Origin of the sequence: Micromonospora sp. HB375, from assembly GCF_017872985.1 — a bacterium.
GTDB lineage: Bacteria > Actinomycetota > Actinomycetes > Mycobacteriales > Micromonosporaceae > Micromonospora > Micromonospora chalcea.
Window position 1 is genome coordinate 5,516,620 of sequence record NZ_JAGGJO010000001.1, and the last position, 15,335, is coordinate 5,531,954.

Sequence of the window (15,335 nt, forward strand, 5' to 3'; positions counted from 1 at the left end):
TCGGCGGAGCCCGCACGCTGCCGGGCATGCCCGAACAACCACCCGAACTCGGCGACCTGGCGGAACGCCAGCAGCAGATCGTCACGCGGACGCAGCTTCTCGGCGTCGGATACGACGACATGTACCTGTACCGGCAGACCCGGCGCGGCCTGTGGCAGCGCGTGCTGCCGGCCACGTACGCGCTCGTCACCGGCACCCTCACCGACGAGCAACGACGCATCTCGGCGGCGCTCTACGCAGGCGCCGACGCGCAGCTCACCGGCCTGGCCGCCCTGATCTGGTACGGCTTTCGGCACAGTCCGCGCACTGCTGACGTACACCTGATCCTGCCGCACCACGCGCGGCGCCGCTCGGCCGGTCACGCGGTGATCGCGCGGGCCCTGGAGCTTGATCCGCGGGCCCGGCGGACCACGCTCTATCCGGTGTGCTCGCCGGCGCGGGCGGTGGTGGACGCGGCCCGCGACCTGCGCCAGTTGCGGCCGGTACGGGCGACGGTGGCGGAGGCCGTGCAGCGCGGCTTCACCGATCTGGACAGCCTCGACGCGGAGATCCGCCGGGCCCGGCGCAGCCGCACCGCCCTGATCCGGAAGGCGTTCGCCGAAATCACGGACGGGGTCCGCTCCGCGCCGGAGACCGAGCTGCGGGAGTGCCTGGGCGGCAGCGGCGTGCTCGGCGGGATCCTGTGGAACCCGCGGCTGTCGGCGGCCGACGGCACCCGCCTGCCGACGCCGGACGGCTACCTCGCCGACTGCGCGGTGGCGCTGGAGGTCGACTCGCGGGAGTACCACCTCAGCCCGACCGACTGGGCACGGACGCTGGACCGGCACAACGAGTTGAGCCGGTACGGGGTGCTGGTCCTGCACTTCACGCCGGCGCAGATCCGCAGGGAGCCGGGCCGGGTGCGGCGCACGGTGGAGGACGCGTACGCGGCCAGGCGCGGGGTGGGCGCCGCGACCGGCGTACGGGCGGAGCCGATCTCCCCCGGCGACGGGTGTTAAGAAGGGGCCCCTTCTCTACGCGAGGCGTTAAGAAGGGGCCCTTCCTTACATCAAGGTCAGCAGCCGGGGAGGCGCTCGATCAGGTAGCGCTCGACCTGGTCCAGCGAGACGCGCTCCTGGGCCATGGTGTCCCGGTTCCGGACCGTCACGGCGTTGTCGTCGAGCGTGTCGAAGTCGACGGTGACGCAGAACGGCGTACCGATCTCGTCCTGCCGGCGGTAGCGGCGGCCGATCGCCTGCGAGTCGTCGAACTCGACCACCCAGCGCTTGCGCAGGTCGGTGGCGAGCTGCTTGGCCTTCGGCGACAGCGCCTCGTTACGCGAAAGCGGCAGCACGGCGACCTTGACCGGGGCCAGCCGCGGGTCGAAGCGCATGACGGTGCGCTTGTCCACGCCGCCCTTGGTGTTCGGCGCCTCGTCCTCGTCGTACGCCTCGAGCAGGAACGCCAGCACCGCGCGGGTGAGGCCGGCGGCCGGCTCGATCACGTACGGCATCCAGCGCTCGCCCTTGCCCTGGTCGAAGTACGACAGGTCGACGCCGGAGTGCTTGCTGTGCGTGGACAGGTCGAAGTCGGTGCGGTTGGCGATGCCCTCCAGCTCGGCGAACTCGCTGCCGCCGAACCGGAACCGGTACTCGATGTCGACGGTGCGCTTCGAGTAGTGGGAGAGCTTCTCCTTGGGGTGCTCGTAGAAGCGCAGGTTCTCCTCGGACAGGCCGAGGTCGAGGTACCAGTTCCAGCGCTCGGAGAGCCAGTACTCGTGCCACTGCTCGTCGGTGCCGGGCTCGACGAAGAACTCCATCTCCATCTGCTCGAACTCGCGGGTCCGGAAGATGAAGTTGCCGGGGGTGATCTCGTTGCGGAACGACTTGCCGGTCTGCGCGATGCCGAACGGCGGCTTCTTGCGGGCGACCGTCTCGACGTTCTTGTAGTTGACGAAGATGCCCTGGGCGGTCTCCGGGCGCAGGTAGTGCATGCCCTCGTCGCTCTCCACCGGGCCCAGGTAGGTCTTCATCAGGCCGTTGAACATCTTCGGCTCGGTGAAGGTGCCCTTGTTGCCGCAGTTGGGGCAGTTCAGCTCCGTCAGCGAGGTCAGCGGCTTGCCGTGCTTGGCCTCGTACGCCTCTTCCAGGTGGTCGGCCCGGAACCGCTTGTGGCAGGACTGGCACTCGGTGAGCGGGTCGACGAACTCGGCGATGTGGCCGCTGGCCTCCCAGACCTTGCGGGCCAGGATGACCGCCGAGTCGAGGCCGACGACGTCGTCGCGCTGCTGCACCATGGTCCGCCACCACTGCCGGCGGACGTTCTCCTTCAGCTCCACGCCGAGCGGACCGTAGTCCCACGCCGACCGGGTGCCCCCGTAGATCTCGCTGGAGGGAAAGACGAAGCCCCGGCGCTTGGCGAGGCTGGTGACGGCGTCGATACGGTCGGCTGGCATGTTTCCTCCTACGCCGGCTGGCGGTCGGCGCGGTTGAGATGGATAAAACCGGGCTGTTCGGGACAACGGTACGACCGCGTTCGTCCCGAGCCCAGCAGAATACCGGGGGCCGGTCAGCTCACCCCGCAGACCTCCACGCCGCCCGTCTGCTGGTCCGGCGCCAGCGTCACGGTCTGCGCCTCCCGCCGACCGCCGGCCAGCGTGACGTCCACCGGGACGGTGAGCGTGGTGATGTCGACCTCGCCGACCCGGTAGCCGGAGATCTGCGGCTCGGTGGCGACGCGCCGCACGAACTCGGGCCGCGGTTCGCGTCGGCGGAGGTCGTCGCAGAGCGTGTCGTACGCCTTGGACCACTCCCGGGCGACCAGTGCCTGGTAGTAGTCGCTGGTGACGGCCCGGCCCTGCTCGCCGATCGCCTGGGCGTTGCTCACGGCCAGGCCGACCACCGCCGCGCCGCCTCCGCCGCAGCAGATCAGCACGGCGAGCGCGCCCGCGCCGAGGCCGAGCCAGAGCCGGGTCCGCCCGCCCTCGGTGGGCGGGGCGGCGAACGGCGGCGCGGCGCCGGGTCCCTGCGGCGGCGCGGGCACCCCAGGGTCCGCCGGCGGCGCGGGCGGAACTGACGACGGGGGTGGTGCGGCCGGTCCGGGAGCGGTCATACGCGCCAGGGTAGTGCCCCGGCACTCACCGGTAAGGACCTGCGGCCCGATCGCTGGCGACGACGACGATCTCACCCTCGGGGGCGGCGCTGGCGAGCGTCTCGTACGCCGACGGCTCGTCCACCGATCGGGCGAGCAGCGGCACGGCGGTGACCTTGACGTCGAACCCGCCGAGCGCCCGCCGGTACGCCCCGACCGACTCCCACTCGGTGAGCAGGCACCAGTGGTCCGGGTCGTCGAGCGCCCGCAGCAGTTCACCGCGCAGGTAGCCGGGGCGGGCGGCGAGCGCGGCCAGCGCGGCGTGCGCCTCCCGGGTGAACTCGTCCACCGTTTCGGCTTCCACCACGAACCGGTTGGTGACCAGCACGGCGTTCCTCCTCGTAGAGTTTGTGGCATGCAGCGTACGCAGAGTCCCGTGCTGTCCCGGTTGGCACGGCTCAACCCGACGGCGGTGTTCCTCGCCGTACTGGCCCTGATGCTGGTCGGCCTCTTCGCGCCCGGCCCGGCGGGCGGCGTCCTGCTGCTGGCGCTGGCCGGCGGCCTGGTGTGGCTGATGTCGGTCACCTGGCCGGTGCAGGCGCCGGCGACCCGGATGTTCCGGCTGGTGATGCTCACCCTGTTGATCGCGGTGGCGCTGGCGAAGCTCATGGTCGGCTGACGTACGGAAGCAGAGCCGAGCTGACCTGCGCTGACATGCAATCATGCGTTTTTGACAATAGTTTTCGTTGTCGCGGACAGTTGAGCCCATGACCGTTCGCGCACCCCGCCGTGTCCTGACCGCCACCGCAACCGCCCTGCTCGCCGCCGCCGGCCTGACCGCCTGCGCGGACGGCACCGGCGCCGCGAGCGAGCCGGGCAAGGTCGGCGTGGTGGCCGCGTTCTACCCGCTGCAGTTCCTGTCCGAGCGGATCGGCGGCGACACGGTCTCGGTCAGCAACCTGACCAAGCCCGGCGCGGAGCCGCACGACCTGGAACTCAACCCGCGGCAGGTCGGCCAGGTCGTCGACGCCGACGTGGTCGTCTACCTCAGCGGCTTCCAGCCGGCGGTGGACGAGGCGGTGGAGCAGAACGGCGGCGACCGCGCGTTCGACGTGGCGGGCGTGACGCCGCTGCGCGACGCCGCCGCCGGTGGCCACGACCACGACCACGAGGGCGAGGCCGGGCACTCCGGGGAGGGCAGCGGCAAGGACCCGCACGTCTGGCTCGACCCGACCCGGCTGGCCACCATCGGCGACAAGCTCGCCGAGCGCCTCGGCAAGGCCGACCCGGAGCACGCCGCCGACTACACCGCCCGCGCGGGCGCGCTGCGCGCCGAGCTGACGAAGCTGGACACCGAGTACGCCGACGGCCTGCGCACCTGCAAGCGCCGGGAGATCGTCACCAGCCACACCGCGTTCGGCTACCTCACCGAGCGCTACCAGCTGGAGCAGATCGGCATCAGCGGGCTCACCCCGGAGTCCGAGCCGTCGCCGCAGCGCCTCGCCGAGGTCGCCGAGGAGGCCCGGGAGCACCAGGCCGGCACGATCTTCTTCGAGACGCTGGTCAGCCCGAAGGTCGCCGAGACGATCGCGCGTGAGGTGGGCGCGAAGACGGCGGTGCTGGACCCGCTGGAGGGCCCGCCCGCCGACGGCGACTACCTCTCCGCGATGCGTACCAACCTGCAGACCCTGCGAACCGCTCTGGACTGTTCATGACCCCACCCGTGATCGAGATCGCGCACGCCACAGTCGGCTACGACGGCCGCCCGGTGCTGCGTGACGTCTCGTTGACAGTGACCGCCGGCGAGGTGGTCGCCGTGCTCGGCGCCAACGGCTCCGGCAAGTCGACGCTCGTGCGCGCCGCGCTCGGCCTGGTGCCGGTCGGCGCCGGGTCGGTCGCCCTGTTCGGCACGCCGCAGCGCCGCTTCCGGCAGTGGCACCGAATCGGGTACGTGCCGCAGCGGCTCGGCGCGGGCAGCGGAGTGCCCGCCACCGTACGCGAGGTGGTGGCGTCCGGGCGGCTGGCCCGCCGCGGCGTGCTGCGGCCCGCCGGACGGGCGGACCGGGAGGCGGTGGCGGCGGCGCTGGACGCCGTCGGGCTCGCCGACCGGGCCGGCGACCCGGTGTCCACGCTCTCCGGCGGCCAGCAGCAGCGCACCCTGATCGCCCGCGCGCTCGCCGGCGGGCCGGAGCTGCTGGTGCTCGACGAGCCGACCGCCGGGGTGGACGCGGCCAGCCAGGAGGCGTTCGCCGGGGCGCTGCGCTCGTTCCGCGACGGCGGCGGCACGGTGCTGCTCGTCGCGCACGAGCTGGGCCCGCTGCGCCCGCTGATCAGCCGGGCCGTGGTGGTGCACCAGGGCGGCATCGCCCACGACGGCGCCGTGCCGGAACCCGCCGGCCACCACGCCGACCCCGACCACGAGCACGTGCACCCGCACTGCGACGAGGAGCCCGCCCGGCTCTGGACAGGCATCTGAGATGGACCTCTTCCAGTACGACTTCATGCTCCGCGCCCTGGTCGGCGCGCTGATCATCGGGCTGGCCGCGCCCGCGCTCGGCATCTACCTGGTGCAGCGGCGGCTGGCCCTGATCGGCGACGGGATCGGGCACGTGGCGCTCACCGGCGTCGGCGCGGGCCTGCTGCTCAACCGCTCCCCCGTGCTGGTGGCGGTGATCGCCGCGACGCTCGGCGCGATCGTCATCGAGCTGGTCCGCGCGTACGGGCGCACCTCCGGCGACCTGGCGCTGGCACTGCTGTTCTACGGCGGCATCGCCGGTGGCGTGGTGCTGGTCGGGCTCTCCGACGCCAGCAGCGGGGCGCTCAACGCGTACCTGTTCGGGTCGCTGACCACCACCTCGCAGGGCGACCTGGTCACCATCGGCGTGCTCGGCGCGGCGCTGCTGGTGACCATGCTGGTGCTGCGCCCGGCGCTGTTCGCGGTCTGCCACGACGAGGAGTACGCGCGCGTCTCCGGCCTGCCGGTACGCGCGCTGAACCTGATCATCGCGGTCGGCACCGCGATCACGGTGACCATCGCCATGCGGGCGGTCGGGGTGCTGCTGATCAGCGCGCTGATGGTGGTGCCGGTGGCCACCGCGCAGCAGGTGACCCGGGGCTTCCGGTCCACCATGGCGGCGGCCATGGCCCTGGGGCTGTTCGCCGCCGGCGCCGGGGTCTGGGTGGCGGCCACCGCGGACACCGCGCCCGGCGCGTCGGTGGTGCTGGTGGCGATCGGCTCGTTCCTGCTGGTCGCGCTCGGCGCGGCCGGTGTGCGGGCGCTGCGACGCCGGAGCGGGAGCGACCGGGCCGCGCCGCCGGTCGAGCCCGCCGAGCACGAGGTGCTGCTCGGATGAGGCCCTACCGGCTGACGCAGCTGGGATTGGTTACCGTTACAGGGTGACCGGCACGAACGGGTACGACGCCTTCGAGGGCGCGGGTGACCTGCTGCGCGCGCTCTCGGCCCCGATCCGGCTCGCGATCGTCAGCGAGCTGGCCGAGGGCGAGCGCTGCGTGCACGAGCTGGTCGAGAAGCTCGGCGCGCCACAGCCGCTGGTCTCCCAGCACCTGCGGGTGCTGCGCGGCGCCGGGGTGGTACGCGGGTCGCGGCGCGGCCGGGAGATCGCGTACGCCCTGGTGGACGACCACGTCGCGCACATCGTGGCGGACGCGGTCAGCCACGCCGGTGAAGGGCCCTCCTGAGGCGCGAAACTGTCTCGTGCCGGCAGGGCCGAGTCGTGGCAGGCTGTCCGGCGTGAAGATTTACGCCGACCGCTTTCCCACCGCCGCCCGCCAGTTCCTCACCGACCTGCTCGTGGTGGTCTGGGTGTACGCGGCGATCCGCTTCGCGCTGTGGCTGCACGACGTGGTCGAGAAGCTCGCCGTACCCGGGCAGAAGCTGGAGGGGGCCGGCGGTGGCCTCGCCGACAACCTGGCCGACGCCGGCGGCAAGGTCGGCCGCGTGCCGCTGGTCGGCGACGAGCTGACCGCGCCGTTCACCCGGGCCGCCGACGCCGCCCGCGCGGTCGCCGAGGCCGGCCGCGACCAGCAGGAACTGGTCGGGCAGCTGGCGCTCGGGCTGACCGTCGCGGTGCTGGTGTTCCCGCTCGGCCTGGTGCTGTTCGGCTGGTTGCCGCTGCGGGTGCGCTGGATGCGCCGGGCAGGCGCGGCGAAGGCCCTGGCCGGCGCGCCGGCCGGCCGGGACCTGCTGGCGCTGCGCGCGCTGGCCGGTCAGCCGCTGTCGAAGCTGAACCGGATCGCGCCGGACGTCGCCGAGGCGTGGCGGCGCGGCGACGACGCGACTGTCGACGCGCTCGCCGCGCTGGAGCTGCGCGGGCTGGGGCTGCGCGGCGGCCGCTGACGGACCGGCTCCCGGCTCCCGGCTGATGCACTTCTCGGCGTTATGCCTCTCAGTCATATTTATGACCGAGAGGCATAACGCCAAAAACAGAGTCCTTCCTCTGGCACCACGTGACACCGCGTAACGGGTCGCTGGCCCCGCCTGAGGACCGCCGGTCCGACGGCACGCCGCAGGTCCGGCACCACGGCCACGGGCCCGGGCCACGCCGCGACACCAGCTCGCTCCCCCGGTTCGGGAACGGAGACCGGTGGGGCGCGGCCGAAGTTCCTGCGCGGCCGGGCAGTCGCCCGCGTGGACCGACGGGCGACGCCGTCCGCAGGCGCAGCACGCCGGAACCCGGCACCGCACCGGCGGACGACGACCGCCGCGCGGGCGCGCCGAGGCGTAGCGGTTGGTCAGCCGGCCGGCGGGATGCGGCGGCGCACGTCCTCGGCGGTGGACGGCCCCGGTTCCCAGCGCGCCACCCACGGCAGGTCGGCGGGCGGCGTGAGGACGCCGTCCTCCAGCGAGGCGTACCGGCCGGCGACGATCCGCTTGGCGGCGGCCACGTCGACCGAGTCGGTGTTCGACCACAGGCCGGTGAACAGCTCGTCGACGCGCAGCCGCGCCTGACGGCAGAACAGGTCGGCCAGCTCGACGTTCTCCGGGTGCGCGTCCCGCTCGGCGTAGGCCCGGACGCAGACCGCGCTCATCGCGAACAGCTCCGCGCCGATGTCCACCACCCGGCCGAGGAACGCCTGCTTACGCTCCATCTTCCCCTGCCACCGGGACATCGCGTAGAACGTCGACCGGGCCAGCTTGCGGGAGGTCCGCTCGACGTGGCGCAGGTGCCCGGCCAGCGGCCCGAACTCCTGGTACGCCCCGGGCGTCTGCCCCTTGCCGACAGCGAGCGTGGGCAGCCACTTCGCGTAGAAGGCGCCGGCCCGCGCGCCCGCCTTCGCCTTGCGGCCCAGCCCGGCGTCCGGGTCGATGATGTCGCCTGCCACCGACAGGTGCGCGTCGACCGCCTCGCGGGCGATCAGCAGGTGCATGATCTCGGTGGAGCCCTCGAAGATCCGGTTGATCCGCAGGTCACGCAGGAGCTGCTCGACGGCGGCGGGCCGTTCGCCCCGGGCGGCGAGCGAGTCGGCCGTCTCGTACCCGCGTCCGCCGCGGATCTGGATCAGCTCGTCGGCGATCCGCCACGCCATCTCGCTGGCGTAGAGCTTGACCAGCGCCGCCTCGATCCGGATGTCGTTGCGGTCGTCGTCGGCGAGCATGCAGGACAGGTCGAGCATGGACTCCATGCCGTACGTGGTGGCGGCGATGAACGACAGTTTCTTCGCCACCGCCTCGTGCTCGGCCACCGGTCGGCCCCACTGGACCCGGTCCGCCGCCCACTCCCGGGCCACGTTCAGCGCCCACTTCCCGGCGCCCACGCACATCGCCGGCAGCGAGAGACGGCCGGTGTTCAACGTGGTCAGCGCGATCTTCAGGCCCTTGCCCTCGCCGCCGATCACGTTCTCGGCCGGCACGAACACGTCGTGGAAGCGGGTGAGGCTGTTCTCCAGGCCGCGCAGCCCGACGAAGGAGTTGCGCCGCTCGACGGTGATGCCGTCGCTGTCGCCCTCCACCACGAACGCGGTGATGCCGCCGCGCCGCCCCTCGCCGGCCGGCACCCGGGCCATCACCACGAGCAGGGTGGCGAGCGTGCCGTTGGTGGCCCAGAGTTTCACCCCGTTGAGCCGGTAGCCGGTGCCGTCCGCCGTCGGCTCGGCGGTGGTGGCGAGCCGGGCCGGGTCGGAGCCGACGTCCGGCTCGGTGAGCAGGAACGCGGAGACCTCACCGGCGGCGAGCCGAGGCAGGAACCGGTCCTTCTGCTCGGGCGTGCCGAACATCTTCAGCGGCTGCGGCACGCCGATCGACTGGTGCGCGGAGAGCAGCGCGCTGACCGCCGGGCTCACCGAGCCGACGAGCATCAGCGCCCGGCAGTAGTGCAGGTTGCTCAGCCCCAGTCCGCCGTACTTGCGGTCGATCTTCATGCCGAACGCGCCCAGCCCGGCCAGTCCGTGGAACACCTCGTCGGGGATGCGCGCGTCCCGCTCGATCGCCTCACCGTCCACCTCGGACCCCAGGTACGCCCGCAGCGAGCCGAGGAACTCGTCGGCACGGGCCACCTCGGCCGGGTCGGGGCGGGGCCACGGGTCGATCAGGTCGAGCCGGAACCGGCCGAGGAAAAGTTCCTTGCCGAAGCTGGGCCGGTCCCAGGCCGACTCGCGGGCCGCCTCGGCGACCTGGCGGGCCTCCTTCTCGGTGACCTGGCCCGCCTCTCCGGGCAGCGGCTCCGCGCCGTCGGGGGACTCGGGCCGGCTGTTCTGTGTCGTGGTCACGGCTGCCTCCTCGTCGGTCCGGCTGCGTCGACGCGCTCGACGAAAACGACGCTACCCCCGGGTGTTACCCAGGGGTAGCGCCGCGTGCACGTCCGATTTGGCGGACGGTCAGCCGCCGGTGAGCGTCTGCGGGTCGTCGTCCTCGTCGTCGATGTCGTCGTCGCCCCAGTTGCGGCGGCTGAACGGCAGGATCGCCCAGAAGATCAGGAACCAGAGGCCGGTGAGCGCGCTGAGCAGGAACGCGATCGGCCGGTCCAGCACGAAGTCGGAGACCAGCAGGACCGAGCTGACCATCGCGATCAGCATGAAGAACAGGCCGCCGGTGGCCATCCGGTGGGCGAAGCGGACCAGTTCCGGCTTGCGGCCCTGGCGGAACAGCGCCCGGTGGAACGCGACCGGAGAAATGATCATCGCGGCGGACGCGGCGGCGGTCAGCAGCGCCAGGATGTAGATGTCACGCTGGAACTCGGTGGTCCGGTCGAACCCGGCGCTGAACGGCAGCGTCAGCAGGAAGGCGAACAGGATCTGCACGCCGGTCTGCGCGACGCGCAGCTCCTGCAACAGATCGGCGAAGTTGCGCTGCCAGCGCTGCTTCTCGGATTCCTTCGACACTCGCGGACCTCCCCGGGAGACGGCACGGCCGGCGGGTGAACGCCCACCGGCAGGACCGCCTGTGCCCCGTACGGATGATCACGAAACCGGTTCAGGAACCGCGGCGGATCCGCCCCGCGTACCGTGCCTCCAGCTCGGCGTTGTGCTCGTCGCCGCCGGTGATGTTCGCGGACAGGTAGACCGGCGGACGCTCCCCCGCCGCGACCAGCCGGGCCACCACCTCGGCGACGATCTGCTGGGCGAGCAGCGCCGCGGTGATCGACGAGACCGCGCCCACCGCGCCGCCGCCCGGCAGCGGCAGCGTGGCGTCGCCGTACGGGGCGCCGTTGTCCAGCACCACGTCGGCGAAGTCGGCGAGCTTGCGGCCGGACGGGTGCCGCGACGTCATCCGGGCCGAGTGCTGCGCCGACGTGATCGCCACCAGCCCGTGCCCGCGTTCCTTCACGATGGACGCGAACTCGACCATCGCCCCGTTCACGCCCGAGTTCGAGGCGAGCACGAACACGTCCTGCGGCCGGATCGGCGCCAGCTCGTAGAGGCGGTGCGCCACCGCCGGGTCGCGTTCCAGCTTCGGGCCGAGCACGTCGGCCGGATCGCCGCCGACCAGCACCAGGTCACGCAACGCGATCCGGTTCGTGGGCACCAGCCCGCCGGCCCGACCGGCGATCTCCATGGCCAGCGCCTCGGAGTGCCCGGTGCCGAACGCGTGCACCACACCATCGGCGCGCAGCGCCGCTGCGATCAGGTCGGCCGCGTCGGCCACGTTGCGCCGCTGCTCGGCGGCGACCCGGCCGATCGTCTCGGTCACCACCGCCAGGTACGCCTCGGCGCTCACCGTCATGCCTCCTCCGTTCCTGCGCACCGGGCGAGGATCGCCTCGGCCAGCGGGCCGGGCGCCTCGTCCGGGATCCAGTGGCTGACGCCGGGCAGCGTCACGAACCGGTAGTCACCTGTGACGTGCGCGGCGCACGCCTGCGCGGCCGTCCGGCCGATCGCCACGTCCTTGTCGCTCCAGACGAACGTGGTGGGCACCCCGACCGGGGCGACCGCCTTCATGTCCGCCCCGGTCATCGCGCGATACCAGTTCAGCGCCGCCGTCAACGCCCCCGGCTCGCGCATCGGCTCGGCGTACCGGGCCACCGCGCCGGCGTCGCCCACGCCGCTGAGCAGCTTGCGCAGCGTGGCGGCGTTCCACGCCAGCAGCACCTTTTCCGCCGTACCGGGCTTACGGAACAACGCTATGTACGCGGACTTGACCTTCTGCCGCGGGTCGGTGGCGAGCGCGTGCCCCATCGCGGCCGGGTGCGGCACCGACACCGCGGTCAGCGTCCGCACCCGCTCCGGGTGCGCCGCCGCCAGACCCCACGCCACGATCGCGCCCCAGTCGTGGCCGACCAGGTGGGCGCGGGTCACCCCGAGGGAATCCAGCACGCCGGCCGCGTCGGCCACCAGCTCCGGAATCCGGTACGCCCCGACGTCCGCCGGCCGCGCGCCGGGCGAGTAGCCGCGCTGGTCGAGCGCGTACGTGCGCAGCCCGGCGGCGTGCAGCGCGGGCGTGACCGCGTCCCACTCGCCGGAGTGCTGCGGGAAGCCGTGCAGCAGCAGGACCGGGTCACCGCCCTCGGGGCCACCGGCGCGTACCTCGAACGTCAGTCCCCGCGCATCCACCAGCATGATCGCCACCATACCGACACTCGCCCTGCTGGGCCGGGGCCCGTGGTCGGTGCTAGCGTCTGCGACGAGACAACTTCACATCCGACAGGGGAGCGCACAGCGCTGAGAGTGCGGGCCGGTGCCCGCAGACCCTCGAACCTGATCTGGGTAATGCCAGCGCAGGGAGTTCGGTCGACCTCCAGCCGCGTCGCCGTCCGGTGACCACCGGGCGCGGCGTGCGTCTTCTCCTGGTTCACCTCGACGAACTGGGAGCCAACCGTGAACCACACCGACAGCAACCGCTGGCGTACCGTCGACATCGTCGTCGCCTCGGTCATCGCCGTCACCTTCGGCGTCGTGTTCCAGCTCTGGAACATCCTCTGGAAGGGCAGCGACGGGCCGTTCGCCTTCTTCGCCCCGCTCCAGTCGGTCATGTACGGCGTCTGGCTCATCCCGGCCGTGCTGAGCGCGCTCATCGTCCGCAAGCCGGGGGCGGCGCTGCTCACCGAGACCGTCGCCTCGGCCGTCTCGGTGCTGCTCGGCTCCCCCTACGGTGCGATGGCGATCCTCCAGGGCGCGGTGCAGGGCCTGGGCGTCGAGGCGGTCTTCGCGGCCACCCGGTACCGCCTCCACCGGCCGCTCACGGCGGCGCTCGCCGGCGCGTGCGGCGGCCTCTTCGCCACGCTGTTCGACGCTCTCTACTGGTACCCCGGCACGAGCTGGACGACGTTCCGGCTGCCCTACATCGCGTTCGGCGTGCTCAGCTGTCTGCTGGTGGCCGGCCTGGGTGCGGTGGCCCTCACCCGCGCGCTGGCGAACACCGGCGTCCTGGACCGCTTCCCCGCCGGCCGCGACCGCGCCCTGGTCTGAGGCTCGCCTCGCCTCGCCCCGCCCCGGTGATCAAGGAGTTTGCGTCCGCCGGGCACGGTTTTCCGGACGCGAACTCCTTGATCACGCAGGCTGGGCCGGGAGAGGGGGTGGTGGGCGGTGAGCGGGGTGGTGCTGCGGGGGTTCGGGTGGCGGCACGGGGGACGGAAACGCTGGGCTCTGCGCGGGGTGGATCTTCGGGTGGAGAGCGGCGAGCGGGTGCTGCTGCTCGGACCCTCCGGCGCCGGTAAGAGCACGCTGCTGGCGGCGCTGGCCGGGCTGCTGCCGGAGGACTCCGGCGAGCAGGAGGGCACCGTCGAGATCGACGGGCTGGACCCGCGCAAGGCCCGCGAGCGCGTCGGCATCCTGTTCCAGGATCCGCAAACCCAGCTCGTCATGGCCCGCTCCGGTGACGACGTCGCGTTCGGGCTGGAGAACCGGGGCGTACCCGCCGGGGAGATCTGGCCCCGCGTCGACGAGGCGCTGCGCCGGGTCGGCTTCCCGTACCCCCGGGACCGGCCGACCGCCGCGCTCAGCGGCGGTGAGCAGCAGCGGCTCGCCCTGGCCGGCACGCTCGCGCTGCGCCCCGGACTGCTGCTGCTCGACGAGCCCACCGCCAACCTCGACCCGGCCGGCGCCGCGCTGATCCGCCGGGCCGTCGCGGACGCGCTCGACACGGACACCACGATGGTCCTGGTGGAGCACCGGGTCACCGAGGCGCTGCCGCTGGTCGACCGCGTGGTGGTGCTGGAACCGGGCGGCGGGGTGCGCGCCGACGGGCCGCCCGCTGCGGTCTTCGCCGCGCACGGCGACGCGCTGGCCGCCGCCGGGGTCTGGGTACCCGGCCACGTCACGCCACCCCGGCACGCCACCACGCCGCCCGGCGACGTGCTGCTCACCGCGGAGCGGCTCGGCCTGCCGCCTCGGCTCGACCCCACCGATCTTCGGGTACGCGCCGGCGAGGCGCTCGCCGTCCTCGGCCCCAACGGGGCCGGCAAGTCCACGCTGGCGCTGCTCCTGGGCGGCCTGCTGAAACCCGGCACGGGCGGCGTCACCGCGTCGGCGGAACTGGCCGGGCGGGACGCGCGCACTCCCCCGCACCGCTGGCGGGCGCCCGCGCTGGTACGCCGGATCGGCTCGGTGTTCCAGGACCCGGAACACCAGTTCGTCACCGCCACCGTCCGCGACGAGCTGGCGCTCGGCCCGCGCCGCACCGGGCAGCCCGAGGCAGCGGTCAGCGCTACAGTGGACGCACTGCTGGAGCGGCTGCGGCTGGACCGGCTGGCCGGCGCCAACCCGTACACCCTCTCGGGTGGCGAGGCGCGGCGGCTGAGCGTGGCGACGGCCCTGGCCACCGCGCCCCGCCTGCTGATCTGCGACGAGCCCACGTTCGGCCAGGACCGGCGCACGTGGCTGGAACTGATCGACCTGCTCGCCGAGCTGCGCAACGCCGGGCACGGCGTGGTGGCGGTGACCCACGACGAGGACTTCGTGGCCGCGCTGGCCGACCGGACGCTCACCCTGGGGGCGTCCTCGTGATCAACGTCGAACCGGTCGCCGCCCCGGGCGCTCCGCTGGCCCGGCGCAACCCGGTGGCGAAGCTGGCCGCCGCGATGGTGTTCACGCTGATCCTGGTGGCGACGCTCGATCCGGTGGCCCCGGCCGTCGCCATCGCCGTCGAACTCGCGGTGCTGCCGCTGTTCGGCGTCCGCTACCGGGTGCTGGCCCGCCGCGCCTGGCCGCTGCTCGCCGGTGCCGTCGGCATCCTGGTCACGCTCGTGCTCTTCGCGGCCGACCGTTCCGGCCCGGTGCTGCTCCAGGCCGGGCCGGTCCTGGTCACCGAAGGGGTGCTCGTCACGGCGCTGGGCCTGGTGCTGCGGATGCTCGCGGTGGCGCTGCCCGGCATCGTCGTGTTCGCCACCACCGACCCGACCGACCTGGCCGACGCGCTGATCCAGAACGCGAAGGCGCCCGCCCGGTTCGCCATCGGCGCGCTGGCCGCGTTCCGGATGGTGCCGCTGCTGGAGCAGGAGTGGCGGATGATCAGCATGGCCCGGCGGGCCCGTGGCGTGGACGCCGGCCGCAATCCGGTGGCGAAGCTGCGGCTGTTCGGGTCGACCGCGTTCACGCTGTTGGTGGGCGCGATCCGGCGCGGTACACGGCTCGCCGTCGCGATGGACGCCCGGGGCTTCGACGCGGGTACGCCGCGCACCGTGGCCCGCCCGCAGCGCTTCACCGGCGCGGACACGCTGCTGGTCGTGGGAGCGGCCCTCCTGGCCGCCGCCGCTCTGGCGACAAGCATCGCCCTGGGCACCTTCCGCCCCCTGATCGGCTGACCCCCCCTCGCCCTGCCCCGCCGCACCCCGCCCCGCCCCGCCCCGTTGATCATGAAGTTGACGGCACGGGTT

General features: G+C 73.1%; 17 protein-coding genes and 1 riboswitch. Of the genes, 10 read left to right on the forward strand and 7 right to left on the reverse strand.

Annotation, left to right across the window (positions count from 1 at the left end):
* Window positions 1–26: 26 nt before the first annotated feature.
* On the forward strand, window positions 27–998 hold the full coding sequence (locus J3R08_RS24245) for a type IV toxin-antitoxin system AbiEi family antitoxin domain-containing protein (RefSeq protein ID WP_113972674.1): 972 nt from the start codon (window positions 27–29) through the stop codon (window positions 996–998).
* Between the two features lie 56 nt (window positions 999–1,054).
* Here the strand turns inward: J3R08_RS24245 and J3R08_RS24250 are convergent, their stop codons facing one another.
* From J3R08_RS24250 to J3R08_RS24260, 3 genes are all read right to left on the reverse strand, one after another.
* Window positions 1,055–2,434 carry a glycine--tRNA ligase gene (locus tag J3R08_RS24250; RefSeq protein WP_013475540.1) on the reverse strand — a complete coding sequence of 460 codons (1,380 nt, stop codon included), beginning with the start codon at window positions 2,432–2,434 and terminating at the stop codon, window positions 1,055–1,057.
* A gap of 113 nt (window positions 2,435–2,547) precedes the next feature.
* The gene (locus J3R08_RS24255) at window positions 2,548–3,021 is read right to left on the reverse strand and encodes a hypothetical protein (RefSeq protein ID WP_043329042.1); all 474 of its coding nucleotides are present in this window, start codon (window positions 3,019–3,021) and stop codon (window positions 2,548–2,550) included.
* A 94-nt stretch (window positions 3,022–3,115) separates the two neighbouring features.
* The gene (locus J3R08_RS24260) at window positions 3,116–3,457 is read right to left on the reverse strand and encodes an antibiotic biosynthesis monooxygenase (RefSeq protein WP_030503150.1); all 342 of its coding nucleotides are present in this window, start codon (window positions 3,455–3,457) and stop codon (window positions 3,116–3,118) included.
* A 27-nt stretch (window positions 3,458–3,484) separates the two neighbouring features.
* On the opposite strand from J3R08_RS24260, the gene J3R08_RS24265 reads away from it, so the two are divergent.
* From J3R08_RS24265 to J3R08_RS24290, 6 genes are all read left to right on the forward strand, one after another.
* Window positions 3,485–3,748: a DUF6703 family protein gene (locus tag J3R08_RS24265; protein ID WP_030503149.1), complete on the forward strand. Its 264-nt coding sequence runs from the start codon at window positions 3,485–3,487 to the stop codon at window positions 3,746–3,748.
* Between the two features lie 88 nt (window positions 3,749–3,836).
* On the forward strand, window positions 3,837–4,784 hold the full coding sequence (locus J3R08_RS24270) for a metal ABC transporter substrate-binding protein (RefSeq protein WP_209962896.1): 948 nt from the start codon (window positions 3,837–3,839) through the stop codon (window positions 4,782–4,784).
* Window positions 4,781–5,545 carry a metal ABC transporter ATP-binding protein gene (locus J3R08_RS24275; RefSeq protein ID WP_030503147.1) on the forward strand — a complete coding sequence of 255 codons (765 nt, stop codon included), beginning with the start codon at window positions 4,781–4,783 and terminating at the stop codon, window positions 5,543–5,545. The genes J3R08_RS24270 and J3R08_RS24275 overlap by 4 nt, the downstream gene beginning before the upstream one ends.
* A 1-nt stretch (window position 5,546) precedes the next feature.
* The gene (locus tag J3R08_RS24280) at window positions 5,547–6,422 is read left to right on the forward strand and encodes a metal ABC transporter permease (protein ID WP_043329036.1); all 876 of its coding nucleotides are present in this window, start codon (window positions 5,547–5,549) and stop codon (window positions 6,420–6,422) included.
* A gap of 43 nt (window positions 6,423–6,465) precedes the next feature.
* Entirely contained in the window at window positions 6,466–6,768 is a 303-nt protein-coding gene (locus J3R08_RS24285; protein ID WP_030503145.1) for a metalloregulator ArsR/SmtB family transcription factor, read from the forward strand.
* A gap of 52 nt (window positions 6,769–6,820) precedes the next feature.
* Window positions 6,821–7,426 (forward strand): hypothetical protein, encoded by a 606-nt coding sequence (locus J3R08_RS24290; protein WP_187694290.1) that lies wholly within the window; start codon window positions 6,821–6,823, stop codon window positions 7,424–7,426.
* A 395-nt stretch (window positions 7,427–7,821) separates the two neighbouring features.
* Here the strand turns inward: J3R08_RS24290 and J3R08_RS24295 are convergent, their stop codons facing one another.
* The 4 genes from J3R08_RS24295 to J3R08_RS24310 all read right to left on the reverse strand — a co-directional run bounded on the left by J3R08_RS24295 (window position 7,822) and on the right by J3R08_RS24310 (window position 12,081).
* A complete protein-coding gene (locus J3R08_RS24295) occupies window positions 7,822–9,795 on the reverse strand; it encodes an acyl-CoA dehydrogenase family protein (protein ID WP_209962898.1) in 1,974 nt (657 codons plus the stop codon).
* A gap of 108 nt (window positions 9,796–9,903) precedes the next feature.
* Window positions 9,904–10,407 carry a DUF6328 family protein gene (locus tag J3R08_RS24300; RefSeq protein ID WP_104112434.1) on the reverse strand — a complete coding sequence of 168 codons (504 nt, stop codon included), beginning with the start codon at window positions 10,405–10,407 and terminating at the stop codon, window positions 9,904–9,906.
* Window positions 10,408–10,498: 91 nt separating this feature from the next.
* Window positions 10,499–11,248 (reverse strand): sugar isomerase domain-containing protein, encoded by a 750-nt coding sequence (locus J3R08_RS24305; protein ID WP_030503141.1) that lies wholly within the window; start codon window positions 11,246–11,248, stop codon window positions 10,499–10,501.
* Complete coding sequence (locus tag J3R08_RS24310) at window positions 11,245–12,081, reverse strand: alpha/beta fold hydrolase (RefSeq protein WP_209962900.1); 837 nt, start codon at window positions 12,079–12,081, stop codon at window positions 11,245–11,247. Before J3R08_RS24310 ends, J3R08_RS24305 begins: the two co-directional genes overlap by 4 nt.
* Window positions 12,082–12,157: 76 nt before the next feature.
* A riboswitch (TPP riboswitch) is annotated at window positions 12,158–12,264 on the forward strand.
* Between the two features lie 75 nt (window positions 12,265–12,339).
* On the opposite strand from J3R08_RS24310, the gene J3R08_RS24315 reads away from it, so the two are divergent.
* The 3 genes from J3R08_RS24315 (at window position 12,340) to J3R08_RS24325 (ending at window position 15,263) form a co-directional block, all read left to right on the forward strand.
* The gene (locus J3R08_RS24315; RefSeq protein WP_064448685.1) at window positions 12,340–12,930 is read left to right on the forward strand and encodes an ECF transporter S component; all 591 of its coding nucleotides are present in this window, start codon (window positions 12,340–12,342) and stop codon (window positions 12,928–12,930) included.
* A gap of 117 nt (window positions 12,931–13,047) precedes the next feature.
* Window positions 13,048–14,466 (forward strand): ABC transporter ATP-binding protein, encoded by a 1,419-nt coding sequence (locus tag J3R08_RS24320; protein WP_209962902.1) that lies wholly within the window; start codon window positions 13,048–13,050, stop codon window positions 14,464–14,466.
* On the forward strand, window positions 14,463–15,263 hold the full coding sequence (locus tag J3R08_RS24325; protein WP_043329026.1) for an energy-coupling factor transporter transmembrane protein EcfT: 801 nt from the start codon (window positions 14,463–14,465) through the stop codon (window positions 15,261–15,263). Before J3R08_RS24320 ends, J3R08_RS24325 begins: the two co-directional genes overlap by 4 nt.
* Window positions 15,264–15,335 lie beyond the last annotated feature (72 nt).